Source organism: Mucilaginibacter sabulilitoris (assembly GCF_034262375.1).
GTDB lineage: Bacteria > Bacteroidota > Bacteroidia > Sphingobacteriales > Sphingobacteriaceae > Mucilaginibacter > Mucilaginibacter sabulilitoris.
Genome location: NZ_CP139558.1, coordinates 1,309,235 through 1,326,451, shown reverse-complemented (window position 1 = coordinate 1,326,451; position 17,217 = coordinate 1,309,235). Strand labels below are relative to the sequence as shown.

Genomic DNA, 17,217 nt, shown 5'->3' with positions numbered 1-17,217 from the left:
TATTGTCATTTAAAGTACGCCCAGCTCTGCTACCGCAATTCCATTACCGCTGATTACATGCCGGGCAATAAATTTAAAATAACGGGCGCTAACCGGTGTATTGAGCTTTACTGTTTGTTCAATTGGGTTAGAGGCTATATTTGAAAATTCACCTTCTGCTGCCGGTGTCCAGTGCTGGCCATCGTTACTTACCTGGTAAATGTAACTATCAACAATGCCTTCTTTATTTTTATCCTGGCGTGGTAAATAAACAAATGCCTTTATAGCCTGCCTTTGCCCTAAATCTACACTTATTTCCTGGGGCTGAAATAATAGCGAATCATTTTTTGTACAGGTATTATATATGGTATGCGGATCTTCGTCAATCAAGTTTTCTACTCTCCGCTTAAATTTATCCGCAGTTTGGCCGGGCAAAATAGTCCAACCGGCTTTACTTACACCAAAAACCTGTGTTTTAACTTCACTGTGTTCTTGTCCCTCAAAACTTACGGCTTTTACAATACCACCTTTATCAAAAGCAAATAGCTCATTATAAACCGGGGAGTTTAAACCCGGTTCGGTACCGTCTGTTGTATAATGGATGCTGCTCACAGGCGCTTCTGTTTTTATACTAAGCTCACCTTTAATGCTGCGCAGTATCTCGGGCGCCGACAAATGAACCGGCTCTTTAAACAAGCCAAAATCGCTCAGGGCAATACAAACCGGCGAGGCAGTAATACGAAGCCTTACTTTGGTGGCAGTTATGTTTTGAGGCAGGCGAATCAATCTGTTAGCGCCCACACTTGTTGCCGTGGCAATCTCCTTCCAGGTATTATTCTGCCAGGCATCAACAGCTACACTTTCTATACGCTGACCAAGCTTTATATTTTCACGTAAACGGATTACGTTAAATGTTTTCGGGGTATGCATATCGGCAATCAATTCGGGTTTGGTTACCGCATCGTCAGTTGCCCAATAGCTGTACCTGTTGTTATCAAGCAAAAACGCAGTGCCAAATTTAGCGGCGTTATTACCGCGAACATTGCCCGCTTTAAGCGTCGCCCCTTTGAGTAGGTTTACAGCAAATGTTTGTTTAATGATTGATCCAAATTGTTTCAATGATTGCACATCTTCATTTGTTAATTGACCATCCTTATCAGGCGACAAGCCCAAATCAAGACATGCCCCGCGGCCTACACTTTTATAATACAGATCGAGCAAGGTATAAGGCGATTTGGTTTGGCCGTCCTGCGCCTCATGATAAAACCATCCGGGTCTTGACGGCACGTCGCATTCGGCCGGTATCCAGTATTTGCCATTGCGGGTACCTTCGGTACTTTCCTCATATTTTACGTTACCGTTGGCAGGCCTTTTACCATCGGTGGAGTGTGGCGTAAAGGTTTCCCAATAGGTTTCACCGGCATGTCCTTCCTCGTTTCCTACCCAGCGCACATCAGGTCCGGCATCGCCAAATATGGCTGCGCCCGGCTGCATTTTGCGGGTTATACCCCAGGTAGTATCCCAACCATAATAAGTTGAACGGTCAATTTTACGGAGTTCGCGTGTACCTCCATAATAGCCGTCGCCACCGTTGGCGCCATCATGCCATGACATAAACAACGGCCCATAATTGGCATACAACTCTTCCAGTTGTTTACGATAAACCTCTGTAACATAAGCGGGCTGCCCGTACATGGGATTATTCCTGTCCCATGGTGAGCAGTAAATACCCATTTTCACACCCAGCTTAATGCAGGCTTCCTGGTACTCCTTTACAATATCGCCCTTGCCGTTTTTATACGGACTCGCGCTGATATTATGCGAAGTGGTTTTGGTTGGCCAAAGACAAAAACCATCATGATGTTTAGCCACTACTACAATACCTTTAAATCCGCCGGCTTTTGCCGCGCTCACTATTTGCAGGGCGCTAAAGTGTGCCGGATTAAATATTTTAGGATCTTCATCACCGTAGCCCCATTCTTTATCAGTATAGGTAGCCATGCTGAAATGTACAATGCAGTACATTTCTGTTTCCTGCCAGTTAAGCTGCCGTTGAGTGGGCAGCGCCCCATAAAGTTTAGGAGCTTGTTGCGCAAATATTGTTACCGCATTTACCAGCAATAACGCAACAACTATTAGCTTTTTCATTCTTTTAAAATGGATTTCAGATAGGTAAATTTATTTATTGAGAATAGTTTAAAACAACACAGTCCTGTTTGATACATCCTTAGGTTAATCAAACAGGACTGCAGTTGCGCACGGGTTCTTATACCCGCTGCTTACTGGTTACCAGCCGGGGTTTTGTTTTAGGTTTGGATTCAATGTTAACTCCTGCGTTGGTATTGGCAAAAGATACATTTTATCATTCCAGGTACGGGTGGTAATGCTCGGGTACTGGCGTATGTAGTTATTGGCGTCAACAACTACACTGCTTACGTCAAGGTGCGCAGCTGTATATTGAGCACGCAGGGCAGGAGTAAGTTTCATACCCAAAATGGTATTTGGGTTGTTGATCAAAGTACCCGCGCGCCATCTTTTGATATCGTCGAAACGGAACCCTTCAGAACCCAGCTCAATACGGCGCTCACGGCGGATCTCATCGATGAGCACAGGTAATCCAGGAAAATCAGACTTAGGATCCTTAACCAGGGTGGCTATGATCATGTGCGGCATACCTACCCTGTCGCGCAGCTTATTTATAGTGTTATCAATATCCGTTTGTGTAGCCTGTCCTAATTCAGCTTTTGCTTCTGCCTCAATCAGTAATACTTCGGCATATCTGAAAATGAAGAAATCATAAACAGAAGCATTTGCATTCCAGGCAGCCAGGCTGCTCGAACGCCCCTTGATAGGCTGATATCCTGTTGAAGTAACCGTGGTACCAATACGCGGCAAGGTAATCAGATCGCCGGCAAGGAAGTCAAAGCCACGCGTTGCTATCAGTTGTTTGTAACGCGGATCGCGATTAGTTGATTCATCCTCCGGTGTATTGTCGCCTTTATAAAGCGGGCTTAACGATATAGGCAGACCATCTGAACATAAAATAGAGTTCACGAAATCTTTGCTGTAACCATCTGCAGCTTCGCCAAGCGAACGGTCAATACCGTTCATTAAAATACTTGGTAAATAACGCTGAGGCAATATTGCCTCAGCGTTGCCCTTTAATTCATCCTGTATAAACAGGTTATAATAATCAGACTGTGGATTGCCTGTTGAATAGAGTTTATACAGACCAGAGTTCCTGATTTCAGCAGCGGCATCTACAGCAGCTTGTAAATAAGTAGTTTCGTCGCCAGTATGCGCATATTTACGCCAGGTACCTTCCCACAAACAAACACGTGCTTTTAGGGCCAGTGCCGCGTATTTACCCAAACGACCGTCGACCGGCGTTACAGGCAAGTTAGCTACTGCAAAATTGATATCTTTCAATACAGAATCCATTACCTGTTTGTGCGGCATTCTCGGGCCGTATAAAACAGATTTTGAAGTATCTACAATGTAACGGTTTATGTAAGGCACATCACCAAAGGCTTTCACTTTTTTCCAGAAGTCATTAGCCCTGAAAAACAGGGTTTCGCCTACATAAATGTTCTTAGTGGCATCAGGGATATCGGCTTTTTGATAATTAGCCAGGAAAAAGTTGCATGCCCTGATCAGTGCGAAGTCCCAGTCGGTACCTGATTGATTAACATTTACCGTGTTACTATTAATTACCGTACCAGGCGTATTTGAATTAAAATCAAGCGTTGTGCCGCTGGTTGAATAATTGTGCGTAGCAGTACTCGGAATAGTATAAGTATTTGCCAAAACAGGATTTATTGTGGCATTAGCCTTATCATCAGAATTATTATCGGCCTTTAAAAAGTTTTGTATGGTTAATGCGGAGTAATATTGATTACAATATAACTGCAAATCTGTTTCATTTTTAAAAAACTTTTCAGGAACTACATCGCTTAAAGGCTGCCGGTCAAGAAAGCTTTCCTTTTTACAAGATGCAACAAGGACCATTGCAACGCAGGCTATATATAGGATATATTTATTTTTCATTTTTATATTTTTTAAAATCTGTTAATCCAGCTCAACAATAGGCACATTATTAAAATGTAGCCTGTAAGCCAAACGATAATGATTTATTTAATGGGTAAGTACCAAAGCTTGTTGCCGTTTCAGGATCGTAATTTTTGTTAAGCGATGTTATAGTAAACAAATTTGCACCTGTTACATAAACCCTTAACCTCTGCAGCTTGATGCTCTTAACCACTTCTGCGGGTAGGCTGTACCCAAATGTTAATTGCTTAACACGTGCATAAGCAGCATTAAGAATGTATTTATCTTGAGGCTGCTCATTGCCACCGCCACTAAACCTGATGCGTGGGAAATAAGCATTGGTATTGGTTGGCGTCCAGTAATCAGTGGTCATTTGTGAAGGAATACTGTATTCATCATCTCTGAATGCATAAAATACATACTCATTAGGATAAAAATCCTGCTTTAACACTCCTTGAATAAAGGTTGCAAAATCAAAATTCTTATAATTAAGATTTAGGTTAAACCCGAATTTATAGTGTGCGGTAGTATTACCTATCAGCTTTTTATCTCCCATGTTACCCAACGTATTGTTACCAAAGGTTATTTTTTGGTCGGGTTTACCATCTGGCCCGCTAATATCTCTGTACTTGATATCGCCTGCAAGCCATTTGTAACCCGCCAATGCTGTATTATCAATGGCAGCTGCCTCTGCATCTGTTTTATAATAGCCATCGTTAATATATCCATAAATATTTCCCAGGTCCTGCCCCTGAATAAAATCATAGATACTATTGGTTGGATTACCATTATACTTAGTTACGCGGGTATTGGAAGTATTAGACAAACCCAGTGTAATACTATATTTAAGTTCGTTGATCTTATCGTTCCAGTTCAGGCTAAACTCCCAGCCATGTGATTTTACATTGGCCGAGTTACTTGGTGGAATTGGCGCGCCCAGTGTTGATGGGACTTGCTGACTCGGTACCAAAATATCCTTAATGTTGGTTATAAAATAATCAAAAGAGCCGTTTAGCTTACTGTTAAATAAAGCATAATCTAAACCAAGGTTTTTAGTTTGTACCTTTTCCCAGGTAAATGACGAGCTCACTAAAGCCGGTGCCGCAACAAATACACCTTGTTGCCCATTCAAGAGGTAATTAACCAAACCTGTTTGCTGAACTGCAATGTATGGATATTGATTATATGAAGACGCGATTGAACCCGCCAGCATATTCAGCATTTGAGTGGTTGAACCGGCGCCCGGTACGTTCTGGTTTGGCAACTGGCCGTATGATGCCCTTAATTTTAACTGGTTAAGTGTGCCTTTGATGCCTTCCATAAATGATTCTTCAGACACATTCCAGCCAACAGATGCTGATGGAGAAAACGAGTAACGATGATCTGGTTGAAAACGGGAAGTACCATCATAACGGGCATTAATTTCTACCAGGTATTTGTTATCATAAATATAGTTTAACCTCGAAAAGGTACCAACCAGTGCATACTCTGTTTCAACGCTTCCAACTTGTGGTTTTGAATCGTTATTAATACCTGATGCCGGTAGTGTAGGATCTATCAGGTTTTTAACCAATGTACTGCCCAGTATATAGTGCTGATACTCCTGGTTATAACCTACCAGCGCTTTAAAGTAATGTTTTTTGTTAAAGGTATTTTCGTAGGTTGCAAAAGCATTTAAAGAGTTGTAGTTATTGTTGGTTTTGTTTTCAATTACCTGTGATGGGTTTGTCCATGGGTAAATATCCAGGAAAGTACCATTTACACCATACTCATTAAAAGGTATTAGGTTTGCTTTGCGGTTATCATTCAGGGTATTCCAGGTATAGTCAACATTTACAGACACATGATCAACCGGTCTAATGATCACGCGGCCAGTTGTCCAGAAATCATTTTGTGAATCAATATCCCTACCTGATAACGCATTAACCGCCATCGGGTTGGTATAATTACCCTGACCGGCAAAATTACCATCTGGGTTGTAAACCGGCATTACTGGTGGAATATTAGAGTACAGCCATGCACCACCTTGGTTAATACGGGTTTGGGCCGGCTGGTTATTATCGGTATGGGTCATGCTCATGTTTAAACCCAGCGTTAACCATTTGGTTACATCAGAGTTAACCTTTAAAGTAGGAGTATAGCGCTGGAAAACCTGGTTTGCAGATTTTTGCAAACCGTCCTGCCTGAAGTAACCCAGGCTGGTTAAGAAAGTGGTTTTACCTTCGCCTCCTGATACCGATATGTTATGTTGCTGTGTAGGGGCCCATCCTGGATAAAGCACCTTTGTCCAGTCGGTATTACCTACATAGCGGTATCTTTTCGGGTTACCCGGGTCAGGATAACCGGTTGGGTTATTAGCTGGGTCATTAAAATAAGCAGCAGCCATGGTAGAGTCAACTGAAGTAAATGGCGTAGTTGAATAACCACCGCTTTTTAAACCCGTACGGTTAGCCTCATTAAACATTTTAATGTAATCAACCGAATTTACATTCTCTACTAAACGAGTAGGTCTTGAAATGGTATAAGAACCTGAATAGCTAACCCTTGTTGGACCGGCCTTGCCACTTTTGGTGGTAATTAAAATTACGCCGTTAGCCGCACGACCACCGTATATAGCTGCAGATGCTGCGTCTTTTAATACAGTTACACTGGCTACATCGTTAGGGTCGATAAGGTTAGGGTCACGTGCTACACCATCAACCAACACCAAGGGAGCTGTAGGTACTGATTTAGGATCTTGTCCTGCTTGTGGTGCTGTTGAAGGCAACGTTGTACCACCGCGCACGTTAAATGTAGCGCCTGTTCCAGGTTCGCCGCCGCCAAGGCTTACATTTAAGTTGGGAATAAGACCCTGTAATCCATCACCAAGATTCACCATTGGGCGATTTTCCAATTTATCGCTGTTCACCGTAGCTATAGAACCGGTAAGGTTTATTTTTTTCTGTGTACCGTAACCAACAACAACAACTTCATTTAAACCTTTTGCAGAAGCGGTTAATGCAATGTTAATAGCAGCCTGTTTGTTAATAGGTACTTCTACAGTTTCATAGCCAATGTAGGTAACCACTAATGTGCCATTATCGGGAGCTGATATAGAAAATGCACCGTTAACGTCAGTAGCAACACCATTCTGGCTGCCTTTAACGCGTATAGAAACACCTATCAGGGCTTCGCCGGTGCCTTTATCGGTAACCTTTCCTTTAATGGTTATGTTTTCGGCCGGAGGAAGTACTTCCTGCTCTTGTTTAACAATTGTTATGTTTTGCTGGGGTTTGGGAACCAACAGAATATAATTATTCCGTTGCTTATACATCAGGTCGGTTTGACCCAGTAAAAGCTGCAATGTTTGCTCTACCGTACGGTTACCGTCTGGCAGAGTTACGTTTTTGTATGATTTAAGCTCATCATTTTTATAAGTAAACCTAAAATTGGTTTGCTTTTCAATTTGCTTGATGGCATACTTAAGACTTTGGTTTTGTACACCTAAAACAACGTTTATATCCCTAATGGTTTGCCCATTTGTTATATGCGCGAACAGCATATTGCAACAAATAAGTATAACTGTTAAGGTAACTGAAGTATACCTCATAATGCGGAGAAGTATGGTTAATGGTACAGTCTGTTTTTTCGGAACAGAAAAAAATTTTAGTAGTAAAAAATTCATAATTTTACTTTGATTTAAGCGGTTTGGGAAAACTGGTTTAAACTCAATTGATAACAGAGTTCATACTTCTGTTATCTGATTTAAAAGCCGTTGCGGTTGGCGCCGCAGCGGTTTCTTTTTTTAGGTTTGCTATCACCACTGACAGCCTTGTTGATATGTTATTTTTTTCTCATATGATTTTAAGTTTTGCGTTAGTGTTTTTTTATTGGATAGTAATTTTTTTGCCTTCGCGTTTATATGTAAAGCCAGAAAATTCGCTTAATACTTCCATGATCTGGTCAATATTTTCATGTTTCAGGAATGAGGCTGTGAAATGGTAACTTTTGGCCCTGGAGTTGTTAAAGCTGATCTGAACATCGTACCACCGTTCAATTACATGAGCGGCCTCTTCAAGGTTGATATTGTCAAAAATTAAGTCACCGTTCATCCAGCGTAATTTTGAAGCATCAACATGATATTTTTTTGAATCGCCATTAACGCGGTTGTAGCTTAAACATTCATTGGGTATTAATACACTTAGCAATTTATTTTGCATGCCTACGCTTACTTTACCCCTGGCTACGGTAACACTCATTTCATTTGAGCCATAAGCCTTAACATTAAACGCTGTACCTAAAACCCTGGTAATCACTTTCCCCGTGTGGAGAATAAACGGCCTTTTGGCATCATGTGCTACATCAAAATAAGCTTCGCCCTCCAGGTACAATTCCCTGGTATTGCCGGTAAAGCTTGACGGGTATATTAATTTACTGCCAGAGTTAACCCAAACCTGGGTGCCATCGGGCAGCCCTATCTGCACCTTTTTACCGTAGGGTACTATTTTTTGACGATATTCAACAATCTCTTGCGGATGAGGAGTTTTTAAACGATAAGCCATGTAAAAGCCTGCGCTCAGGAAAAACAACAGTCCGGCAGCGACCGACATCCATTTTTTCAGACGGAAAACTTTTCTTTCAGGCAATGTTATGCTTTGTGCAAATCTCGGATCGGCAGTTATTTTTTGAAACAGCAAACTCTGCCGCAGCTCATCAAAAGAATAATCATCGGTAATATTATTCCATTGTTCCTGCATAAGTTCATGCAGTTCTTTGTCGTTAGCCGTATTGGCCATATAAGCCATCAGCTCATCAAAGTCTGCTCTGACTATGTTGTTCTCGGTATATCCTTTTAAAAGTAAACTTATGCGTTCCTTATCCACAGTAGCTGGTTTAATCAGTTTGGCTTCTTAATATAACGGTAATACACTTTTAAATTAACATAGGACTATAGGCCTGTAAACTTTTTTTTTCGAAAGCTGCTTTTATTGCCCACCGCTATTATAATTACCCAAATTATATTTTGTAAAACAATTAGTTAACCGATAGTTACGTTATGTAGCAATAATGATATTTTATCATAGTGTTATATTGTTATTATTAAATCTTTTTTAGATTTGGTAAATTTGACGTTATTAATCCCCGTATTAGTGAAGCTGCTGGAAAATCAAAGTGATGAATTTGCCGCCCGTCTGAAAGAAGATGATCAGGCTGCATTTTATCACGTTTATAATATTTACAGCAAACGGCTTTACAGTTTTGCCAATCGTTTTCTTAAAAATAATGAACTGAGCGAGGAGGTTGTTCAGGAATCGTTTTTAAACCTCTGGCTAAACAGGGAAAAACTCGATGAAGCGTATCCTATTGGTCCTTATTTATTTAGCATCTGCCGCCGTTTAACATTAAACTCATTGCGGCAGCATTCTATTTCGAAAGCTGGTTTAGAAAAACTTTGGCAATCGATTACGTATTTACATAACGATACCGAAGAAACCATACTGCTTAACAATTTGCAGGACTTTGCCGAATCGGCATTTAAAAATTTACCTAAGCAGCAGCAGCAGGTTTTCAGGCTTAGCCGCGAAGAAGGGCTAACCTATGATGAAATAGCCGATCGTTTACAGATCTCCAGAAATACGGTAAAAAACCACCTGATCGCAGCCCTAAAAAATCTCCGCACCCAGTTTTCACGGTCAGACATTGTCTACTTCGTTTTTGTTACATTGAGCTTTTATTTTAAAAAATAAGCCTGTAAGTAGCAACGTGTCGGCTGAATAAATGCTATCACCTTTACCTGAATTATTATTTAATCTTCTGTTAATCCATTGGGCCTTTCTTAAGTCAAATGACAGAAGTTTACAGGTCAAAACCCTGTAAGTTTTCCACCCGTTTTTTTATTTGTTTAAAATATGATCGTCATAGTTAAAAAAGGTTAAATAAATGACTTCCGGTTAACTTTATGTAAGTACCTGTGGTTATAATTTGCTTATTTTTACTAATTAATTTTAAAGTGATGCAAAGGAAGATAATTATTATGGCCGGCTTGCTATTTGGCAGCCTTTACAGTGGCATAGTAAAAGCCCAGCAAGCTGGTTTATTGCCCGACCAAAACCCAAGGTATATGGAAAGTCAGGTTAAATATGCCAGAGTTGCCGATACCCTGAACAGTTTGCATGGCACTACTGTTCAAAACACTTATAAAGCGTATGACTGGTACGAGGCCAGGCAAGAACGTCGCCGTCAAAACCGCGAATGGAGACACCAGGAACGTATGAACGGTTATTATGATTATTCGCCGGGATGGGGGCTTTACGGATATGGTTCTTATTATCCAAGTGTGAGCTTGGGCTACAACTGGGGCCGTGGATATGGCAACCGCTGGGGCGGCTATGGCGGCAACTGGGGTGGCGGATACAGAGGCGGCTGGGGCGGACGTACCAGTATCGGCGTAGGATTTGGCTGGTAACAATTCATATAAAACTCAATCTAACTATATCATAAAACACAACAATACACATGAAATTCAATAAATTTTTAACAGTTGCTGCAATTGCAGTTTCAGGGATGCTTATAGCCTCTTGCTCCAGGCAGGTAACACGTGTAAGCACAGATCAAACCATAGATGTGAGCGGCGGCTGGAACAACAGCGACTCAAGAATGGCGGCAGATGAACTAACAGGTAAAATTCTTGGCGCCAACTGGATAAGTACCCACCAGGAAGAACACCAGGGTAAAAAGCCAGTTGTTATTGTTGGGTTTGTTCAAAACAAAAGTCACGAGCATATTGATGCCGAGACCTTTTTAAAAGACATTGAAAGCGCATTTATACAAACTCAAAGGGTGCGTTTGGTGCAGGGCGGTAAAAAACGCGAGGAACTGCGTGCCGAAAAAGAAGATCAGCAAACTAACGCTACTGTTTCGAGCATGAAAAAATTTGGCCTTGAAAACGGTGCCGACTATATTTTGCAAGGTTCTATAAATTCTATTGTTGACGCGCACAAACGCCAGAAAGTGGTTTATTACCAGGTAAACCTTGAGCTGACTAATATACAAACCAATGAAGTGGTTTGGATCGGTGAAAAGAAAATAGCCAAATACGTTAAAAACTGATCCGGTAATTTCCATTGCCCTGAATGTCGAGACCCGGTGTTCAGGGCAATTTACATTTCATAATGATAAATCTCCGTACGTATATCCTTCAGGCGTCATCTGTTATAGGACTGATGTTTCTTTTGTCGGGCTGTGCATCTTATAATGACCGTATTCTTCCATACTATAAAAATGTTTCGGCCGGAAATTATAAAGCAGCAGAAACAGAACTCGATAAGAACAGCCTGATACAAAAGCCCCGCAATAAGCTATTGTACCTGATGGAAAAAGGACGTATAGCCCACCTTAACGGAGATTACCAAAACAGCAATAAATACTTTAACGACGCCGATCAGATGCTTGATCAGGGCCTTACAAGTGCTACCGACGAGGCTGTTGGCGTGCTGGTTAACCCCATGGAGCAGCGATATAAGGGCGAGGATTTTGAGAAATTCATGATCCATTATTATAAGGCGCTCAATTATCAGTACCTGCACAACACCGAAGATGCCATTGTTGAAGCCCGGCGCATCACCCTGCAAGCTCAGGAACAGGGCGACAAGTTTAACAACAAAGAGAAACGCTACAGCAATGATGCTTTTTCGCTCATGCTGCAGGGTATGCTTTATGAAAGCAATAATGATGTTAACAATGCCTTTATATCCTATCGTAATGCTGCCGAAATATACCTGGCAGCACCCGATAAAACTTATTACGGTACAACCATGCCGCTAGGGCTTCAGGAAGATGTGATCCGCACAGCATTATTGAATGGGTTTACAACAGAAGCCGATCAGTTTGAAAAAACATTTGGCATAAGCTACGAACCTCAAAAACCTGCTGAAGGCGGAGAACTGATCTTTTTTTGGGAAAATGGCCGTGCACCGGTTAAAACACAGGTCGACCTTTTTTTCAGCCTGATCAGGAATAATAATGGTGATTTATTTTTTACCGACGCGGCAGGCGGTTTGGTAATACCTTTTAATTATGGCGGCGACAGGAACAGGGTAAATTTAAAATCGTTTGAAAGTTTAAGGGTTGCCTGGCCAAAATATATTGCGCAAACTCCTTTTTACTCCAGTGCTGTTATTACCAGCAACCAGGATAAAATACCGTTCGAAAAAGCAGAAGATATAAATGAACTTGCTTTTAAAACACTGCAACAGCGCACATTAAATGAAATGGGCAAAGTACTTTCACGGCTGGCGGTAAAAAAAATTGCCGAATACTCGGTACGTGCAAGCGCCAAAAGCGATGGCAAAACCAATTCATTGTTAGAGGGGCTTGGTTATGGCATACAACTATACAGCCTGCTCTCTGAAAAAGCAGATACCCGTAACTGGCAAACACTACCTGCCAATATTTCTTATGCCCGAATACCCCTGCAAAAGGGCGAAAACCAGATTACGCTTACCTTAAAAAATAGCCGCGGGGCCGATGAAACCAAAACCATCACTGTAAATGGTACAGGAAGGCTCCAGTTTTATAATTATTCGACATTACGATAGTTTAAAAAACATTTTTAGCTGTCAAAAAATATTATCTTTAAACATAGTTATGGCCTAAGAATAGTATTAACCAAACACGTTATACAATGGCTAAGAACAAAACAACAGAAACTACCGCCAGCGTAGCCGATTTTTTAAATTCGGTAACTGATGAAACTAAACGGAAAGATAGCTTTCGCCTGGTAGAGATCATGGAAGAACAAACCGGTTTTAAAGCCAAAATGTGGGGGCCTGCTATTGTTGGTTTTGGCAGCTATCACTATAAATATGACAGCGGGCGTGAAGGAGATGCGCCTCTGGCCGGTTTTTCACCTCGCAAAGCCGAAATTTCACTCTATCTTTACCAGGATTTTGAAGAGAAACAAAAGCTGCTTGTAAATTTTGGTAAACATAAAACCGGCAAAGGCTGTATCTACATCAAAAAACTGCAGGACATTGATGAAACTGTACTGCGGCAATTAATTGCCTCTTCAGTAAATTACATGAACAACAAATATCCGGCTTAAATAACTTCAGGGTTTTAACCCTATAGCTCCCTTCCCACTTACAGCATCAAAAGGTACAGAACTGTGCGCATGGGTAACAAGCCATTCACCGTTAATCTTCTGCCATCCAAGCGTTTCGCGCCACCACATATTCAGGTTCCCGCCGTCTTTTGTTTTGGCGCTAACATGGTTAAAGCTATAGCAAAACCCGGCATCACCACCTAAAACAATGTTAAGATCCTTAATTTCAAAGCCAATATTTCCGTCAAATGAGGCAAACCATGTGTTCAGCCTTTCCTGCATCGCTTTAATGCCGCTTTGCTGCAAGGGGCCAACCACATCAAACAACATGACATCTTGTGCATAACGGTTTGTGGCCCCGGCAATATCTTTATTACAAATAGCCTCAACCCGCTCATGGATAAAGATCTGCAATTGCGCTTCGTCACTCGTATTCATAATATCAGCATCATGGTTTATAACTGAGTAAACAGACAAACAATCAAAATGTTATGTGCGATACTCACCAATTGATGTTAAACAATATATCCGTTTTTCAGATAAGCCGCCTGCAGTAATCCTCAAAATTTTATAAATCCCCGACAAAATTTTATAAGACGGGTGTTCTAGAATAGCTTAACTTTGCTTTCAATGAAGAAAGCAGCCATTATAACCATTGCAGCATTTTACCTGTCGCTCACAACAGGGATGTTTGTATGCATGGTGCATTGCGCCGGCGAACACTTTTTTCAACCCAAAATGGCTATGCAAGCCATGAACCATAACAGTCATCAGGACAGACATTGCGATAAAAATAAAGCTTGCGACTGCTGCAGTAAACATGGTAACTATGTAATTAAAGAGAACATAAAACCGGTTTCAGTTGATGTTCAGGCACCACAAGTTTTTTTGGTTTTTCAACAACTTAATTACGTTCCCCTAACCGATCAGTATAGCATTTCAGATAGGTTTATTGGACGGTACGCTAAGGCGCCACCAAGCCCATCGGGTAAATTTATTGCTATACAATTACGGTCTCTCCAAATCTGATAAAAGGCAGGTTATTTTTGGGCAGGCGAAGATTTATTGCTCCGTTTTCTCCAATCCATACTTCAGGGTAAGCATATCACTGTTGCCTGCCGCATTAAAATCTACCAGATAAATTTCAATACCTTTAAATAAAAACACCATGAAAACGCTTAAAACATTCATCATATTAATAACTGTATTTATTTCTTATTCAAACGCCAAAGCACAGGATAATCCTGCTGGTGTAGCTGTAAACAATGTACTAACCGCTTACCTTGATGTTAAAAACGCGCTAACTGCCGACGATAAGGCCGCCGCTAAAACCAAAGCTGCCGACCTGCTCACTGCAATTACCGCTGTGCCAATGAACAAACTTACCCCAGAGCAGCACAAACTATGGATGACTTATTTTGAAAAGCTCCGGTTTGACAGCAAGCACATTAGCGAAAGCGATGCTATTGATCATCAGCGTGAGCATTTTACCAGCTTATCAAAAAACCTTTACGAAGTAACAAAGGGTTTAAAGCTTAATACGGCGACCGTTTATGAACAATACTGCCCTATGAAAAAGGCAACCTGGTTAAGTGAAACCAGCGCTGTCAAAAACCCTTATTATGGTAAGCAAATGCTTACCTGCGGCAAAACAACAGAGACACTGACCCCGGCTGTTAAGTAGTCATAATTCTTTTTTAATTATGAAAAGTTTCCTTTTAATATGGGTAAACTTATCACTGTCGTTTTTTGCTTTTGGCCAGCATAGCATGTCTATGAAAACGGATCCGGGTGCAGCTGTAAAACGTTTGCCCTTTTATACCAAAATTGGCAACAGGGATATTTACCATATATATATTGGCGATACCACAGTAAATTACACGGGTAAAGCCAGGCCAGCCATGGCCATCAATGGCTCTATACCGGCACCTACCCTTACGTTTACCGAGGGTGATACGGCCGAAATTTATGTGCATAACAACATGATGATGGAAACTTCCATACACTGGCATGGCTTAATTTTGCCTAACCGTTATGACGGAGTTTCCTATTTAACCACCTCGCCTGTAAAAGCGGGCGAAACCCACCTGTATAAATTTCCCCTGGTGCAGCATGGTACATATTGGTATCATTCGCACACCATGACGCAGCAGCAAAGCGGCATGTATGGCGCTTTTATCATTAATGAAAAGAAGCCATCGCCCATAAAAGATTATACATTATTGCTGAGTGATTGGACAGATGAAAATCCTGATCAGGTACAACGCAGGCTGCATAACGCTACCGATTGGTTTGCCATACAAAAAGGCAGCACGCAAAACTACCTGGAAGCCATTAGGGAAGGCCATTTTAAAACCAAGGTGGCCAACGAGTGGAAACGCATGACGGCCATGGATGTGAGCGATGTATATTACGACCGCTTTTTCAGCAACGGGAAGTCTGAAAATACAGCTCCGCAATTTAAAGCCGGCGATAAGGTAAGGCTTCATGTGGTTAACGGCAGTTCATCTACCTATTTCTGGCTTAACTATGCAGGCGGTAAAATTAGTGTGGTAGCCAATGATGGTGAAGATGTGGAACCGGTAGAGGTAGACAGGCTGATCATTGCCGTTGCAGAAACCTATGATGTAGTAGTTACCATACCCAAAGACGGCAGTTATGAGTTTTTAGCTACACCCGAGGACCGGACCAAATTCACCTCCCTATGGCTAGGCAGTGGTACACCGCACAAGGCTGCTCACCTACCCCGGCTCAAATACTTTGAGGGGATGAAAATGATGAACGACATGATGGACATGAATGGCAACATGAAAGGAATGGAGGGCATGGAAATGAGCAACCAGGTAATGGACATGAATACCGTAATGTACCCTGAAATTACCGGCGAAGCAGAAAAACCAACAGCTAAGAAGAAAGAAATACCCCATACGGACGGCATGAAAATGGATAGCATGGGCGATAAGAAAATGGAACATGAGCACATGGCCGGTATGGACATGAACAATAGTTCATCATCAGATATTGTGACGCTGAATTATGGTATGCTCAAATCAACCAAAGTTACTACCCTTCCTAAAGGTCCAACTAAACTGCTGCGGTTTGATCTAACAGGCAACATGAACCGTTATGTATGGAGTATCAATAATAAAACCGTATCCGAATCGGATAAGATATTGATAAAAAGTGGCGAAAACGTCAGGATCATCCTGTATAACAATACCATGATGCGCCATCCTATGCACCTGCATGGCCATTACTTCAGGGTGCTAAACGGGCAGGGCGAATACGCTCCATTGAAAAACACGCTTGATATTATGCCTATGGAACGGGATACCATTGAGTTTAGGGCAACTGAAAGCGGCGACTGGTTTTTTCACTGTCATATACTTTACCACATGATGAGTGGTATGGGCCGTATATTCAGTTATGAAAATTCACCTCCAAATCCTGAGATCCCAGACCCGGCCAAGTCAATTAAAAAGATATATGCCGATGACCAACATTTTTATGCCTCGGCAAAGGTAGGACTGGAAAGTATTGGCAGCGATGGCAATGCGGCATTGGCCAATACCCGCTGGAAATTTTCTACGCTATGGCACCTGGGTTATAATGACCGCTCAGGTTATGAAAGTGAAACCATGATTGGCCGATATTTTGGCCAAATGCAATGGCTATACGCTTATGGCGGTTTTGATTATCATTATCAAAGAAACCATGGGGCAGAAAAAAACCTCTTCGGACAGGTAAGTAATAAAAGTAATCGTAAAACCGTAGTTGCTGGCGTAGCCTATACCCTGCCCATGCTCTTTGTGGCTGATGCGCGTATAGATGGAAACGGAAAACTAAGATTTCAGCTAAGCCGGGATGATATTCCGCTTACCAGTCGCCTGCGCTTTACCATTATGGGCAATACCGACAAGGAGTATGCCGCGGGTTTCCGATACATCATCAATAAATCCTTCTCCCTGTCAACCCATTACGATAGCGATATGGGCTTAGGCGGTGGATTAACCCTCACCTATTAAAAAAAGAAGGCCGGCTTTAAAAGCCGGTCTTCTTTTTTTCAATGAATATAGTTGACAAAGTCAACTATATTCATTTATCTTTGT

The 17,217-nt window shown here is 41.6% G+C and carries 13 protein-coding genes; 8 read left to right on the top strand and 5 right to left on the bottom strand.

Annotation, left to right across the window (positions count from 1 at the left end):
* Positions 1–9 precede the first annotated feature (9 nt).
* From SNE25_RS05780 to SNE25_RS05765, 4 genes are all read right to left on the bottom strand, one after another.
* Positions 10–2,127 (bottom strand): alpha-L-fucosidase, encoded by a 2,118-nt coding sequence (locus SNE25_RS05780; protein WP_321564144.1) that lies wholly within the window; start codon positions 2,125–2,127, stop codon positions 10–12.
* Between the two features lie 138 nt (positions 2,128–2,265).
* Positions 2,266–4,026 carry a RagB/SusD family nutrient uptake outer membrane protein gene (locus SNE25_RS05775; protein WP_321564143.1) on the bottom strand — a complete coding sequence of 587 codons (1,761 nt, stop codon included), beginning with the start codon at positions 4,024–4,026 and terminating at the stop codon, positions 2,266–2,268.
* A 49-nt stretch (positions 4,027–4,075) separates the two neighbouring features.
* On the bottom strand, positions 4,076–7,567 hold the full coding sequence (locus SNE25_RS05770) for a TonB-dependent receptor (protein WP_321564142.1): 3,492 nt from the start codon (positions 7,565–7,567) through the stop codon (positions 4,076–4,078).
* Between the two features lie 325 nt (positions 7,568–7,892).
* On the bottom strand, positions 7,893–8,888 hold the full coding sequence (locus SNE25_RS05765; RefSeq protein ID WP_321564141.1) for a FecR family protein: 996 nt from the start codon (positions 8,886–8,888) through the stop codon (positions 7,893–7,895).
* A 243-nt stretch (positions 8,889–9,131) separates the two neighbouring features.
* Between SNE25_RS05765 and SNE25_RS05760 the strand changes: the two genes are divergently transcribed.
* From SNE25_RS05760 to SNE25_RS05740, 5 genes are all read left to right on the top strand, one after another.
* Positions 9,132–9,752 (top strand): RNA polymerase sigma factor, encoded by a 621-nt coding sequence (locus SNE25_RS05760; RefSeq protein ID WP_321564140.1) that lies wholly within the window; start codon positions 9,132–9,134, stop codon positions 9,750–9,752.
* A gap of 266 nt (positions 9,753–10,018) precedes the next feature.
* The gene (locus tag SNE25_RS05755; RefSeq protein ID WP_321564139.1) at positions 10,019–10,471 is read left to right on the top strand and encodes a hypothetical protein; all 453 of its coding nucleotides are present in this window, start codon (positions 10,019–10,021) and stop codon (positions 10,469–10,471) included.
* A gap of 50 nt (positions 10,472–10,521) precedes the next feature.
* Complete coding sequence (locus SNE25_RS05750; RefSeq protein ID WP_321564138.1) at positions 10,522–11,115, top strand: penicillin-binding protein activator LpoB; 594 nt, start codon at positions 10,522–10,524, stop codon at positions 11,113–11,115.
* Between the two features lie 62 nt (positions 11,116–11,177).
* A complete protein-coding gene (locus SNE25_RS05745; protein ID WP_321564137.1) occupies positions 11,178–12,602 on the top strand; it encodes a COG3014 family protein in 1,425 nt (474 codons plus the stop codon).
* Between the two features lie 86 nt (positions 12,603–12,688).
* Complete coding sequence (locus SNE25_RS05740; protein WP_321564136.1) at positions 12,689–13,108, top strand: DUF1801 domain-containing protein; 420 nt, start codon at positions 12,689–12,691, stop codon at positions 13,106–13,108.
* Positions 13,109–13,114: 6 nt separating this feature from the next.
* On the opposite strand, the gene SNE25_RS05735 is transcribed toward SNE25_RS05740, so the two are convergent.
* Positions 13,115–13,546 (bottom strand): YybH family protein, encoded by a 432-nt coding sequence (locus SNE25_RS05735; RefSeq protein ID WP_321564135.1) that lies wholly within the window; start codon positions 13,544–13,546, stop codon positions 13,115–13,117.
* Between the two features lie 192 nt (positions 13,547–13,738).
* Between SNE25_RS05735 and SNE25_RS05730 the strand changes: the two genes are divergently transcribed.
* The 3 genes from SNE25_RS05730 (at position 13,739) to SNE25_RS05720 (ending at position 17,133) form a co-directional block, all read left to right on the top strand.
* The gene (locus SNE25_RS05730; RefSeq protein WP_321564134.1) at positions 13,739–14,137 is read left to right on the top strand and encodes a hypothetical protein; all 399 of its coding nucleotides are present in this window, start codon (positions 13,739–13,741) and stop codon (positions 14,135–14,137) included.
* Between the two features lie 139 nt (positions 14,138–14,276).
* Positions 14,277–14,792, top strand: coding sequence for a DUF3347 domain-containing protein (locus SNE25_RS05725; protein ID WP_321564133.1), 516 nt, complete (start codon positions 14,277–14,279; stop codon positions 14,790–14,792).
* Between the two features lie 19 nt (positions 14,793–14,811).
* Positions 14,812–17,133, top strand: coding sequence for a multicopper oxidase domain-containing protein (locus SNE25_RS05720; protein WP_321564132.1), 2,322 nt, complete (start codon positions 14,812–14,814; stop codon positions 17,131–17,133).
* The last annotated feature ends 84 nt before the right edge of the window (positions 17,134–17,217 follow it).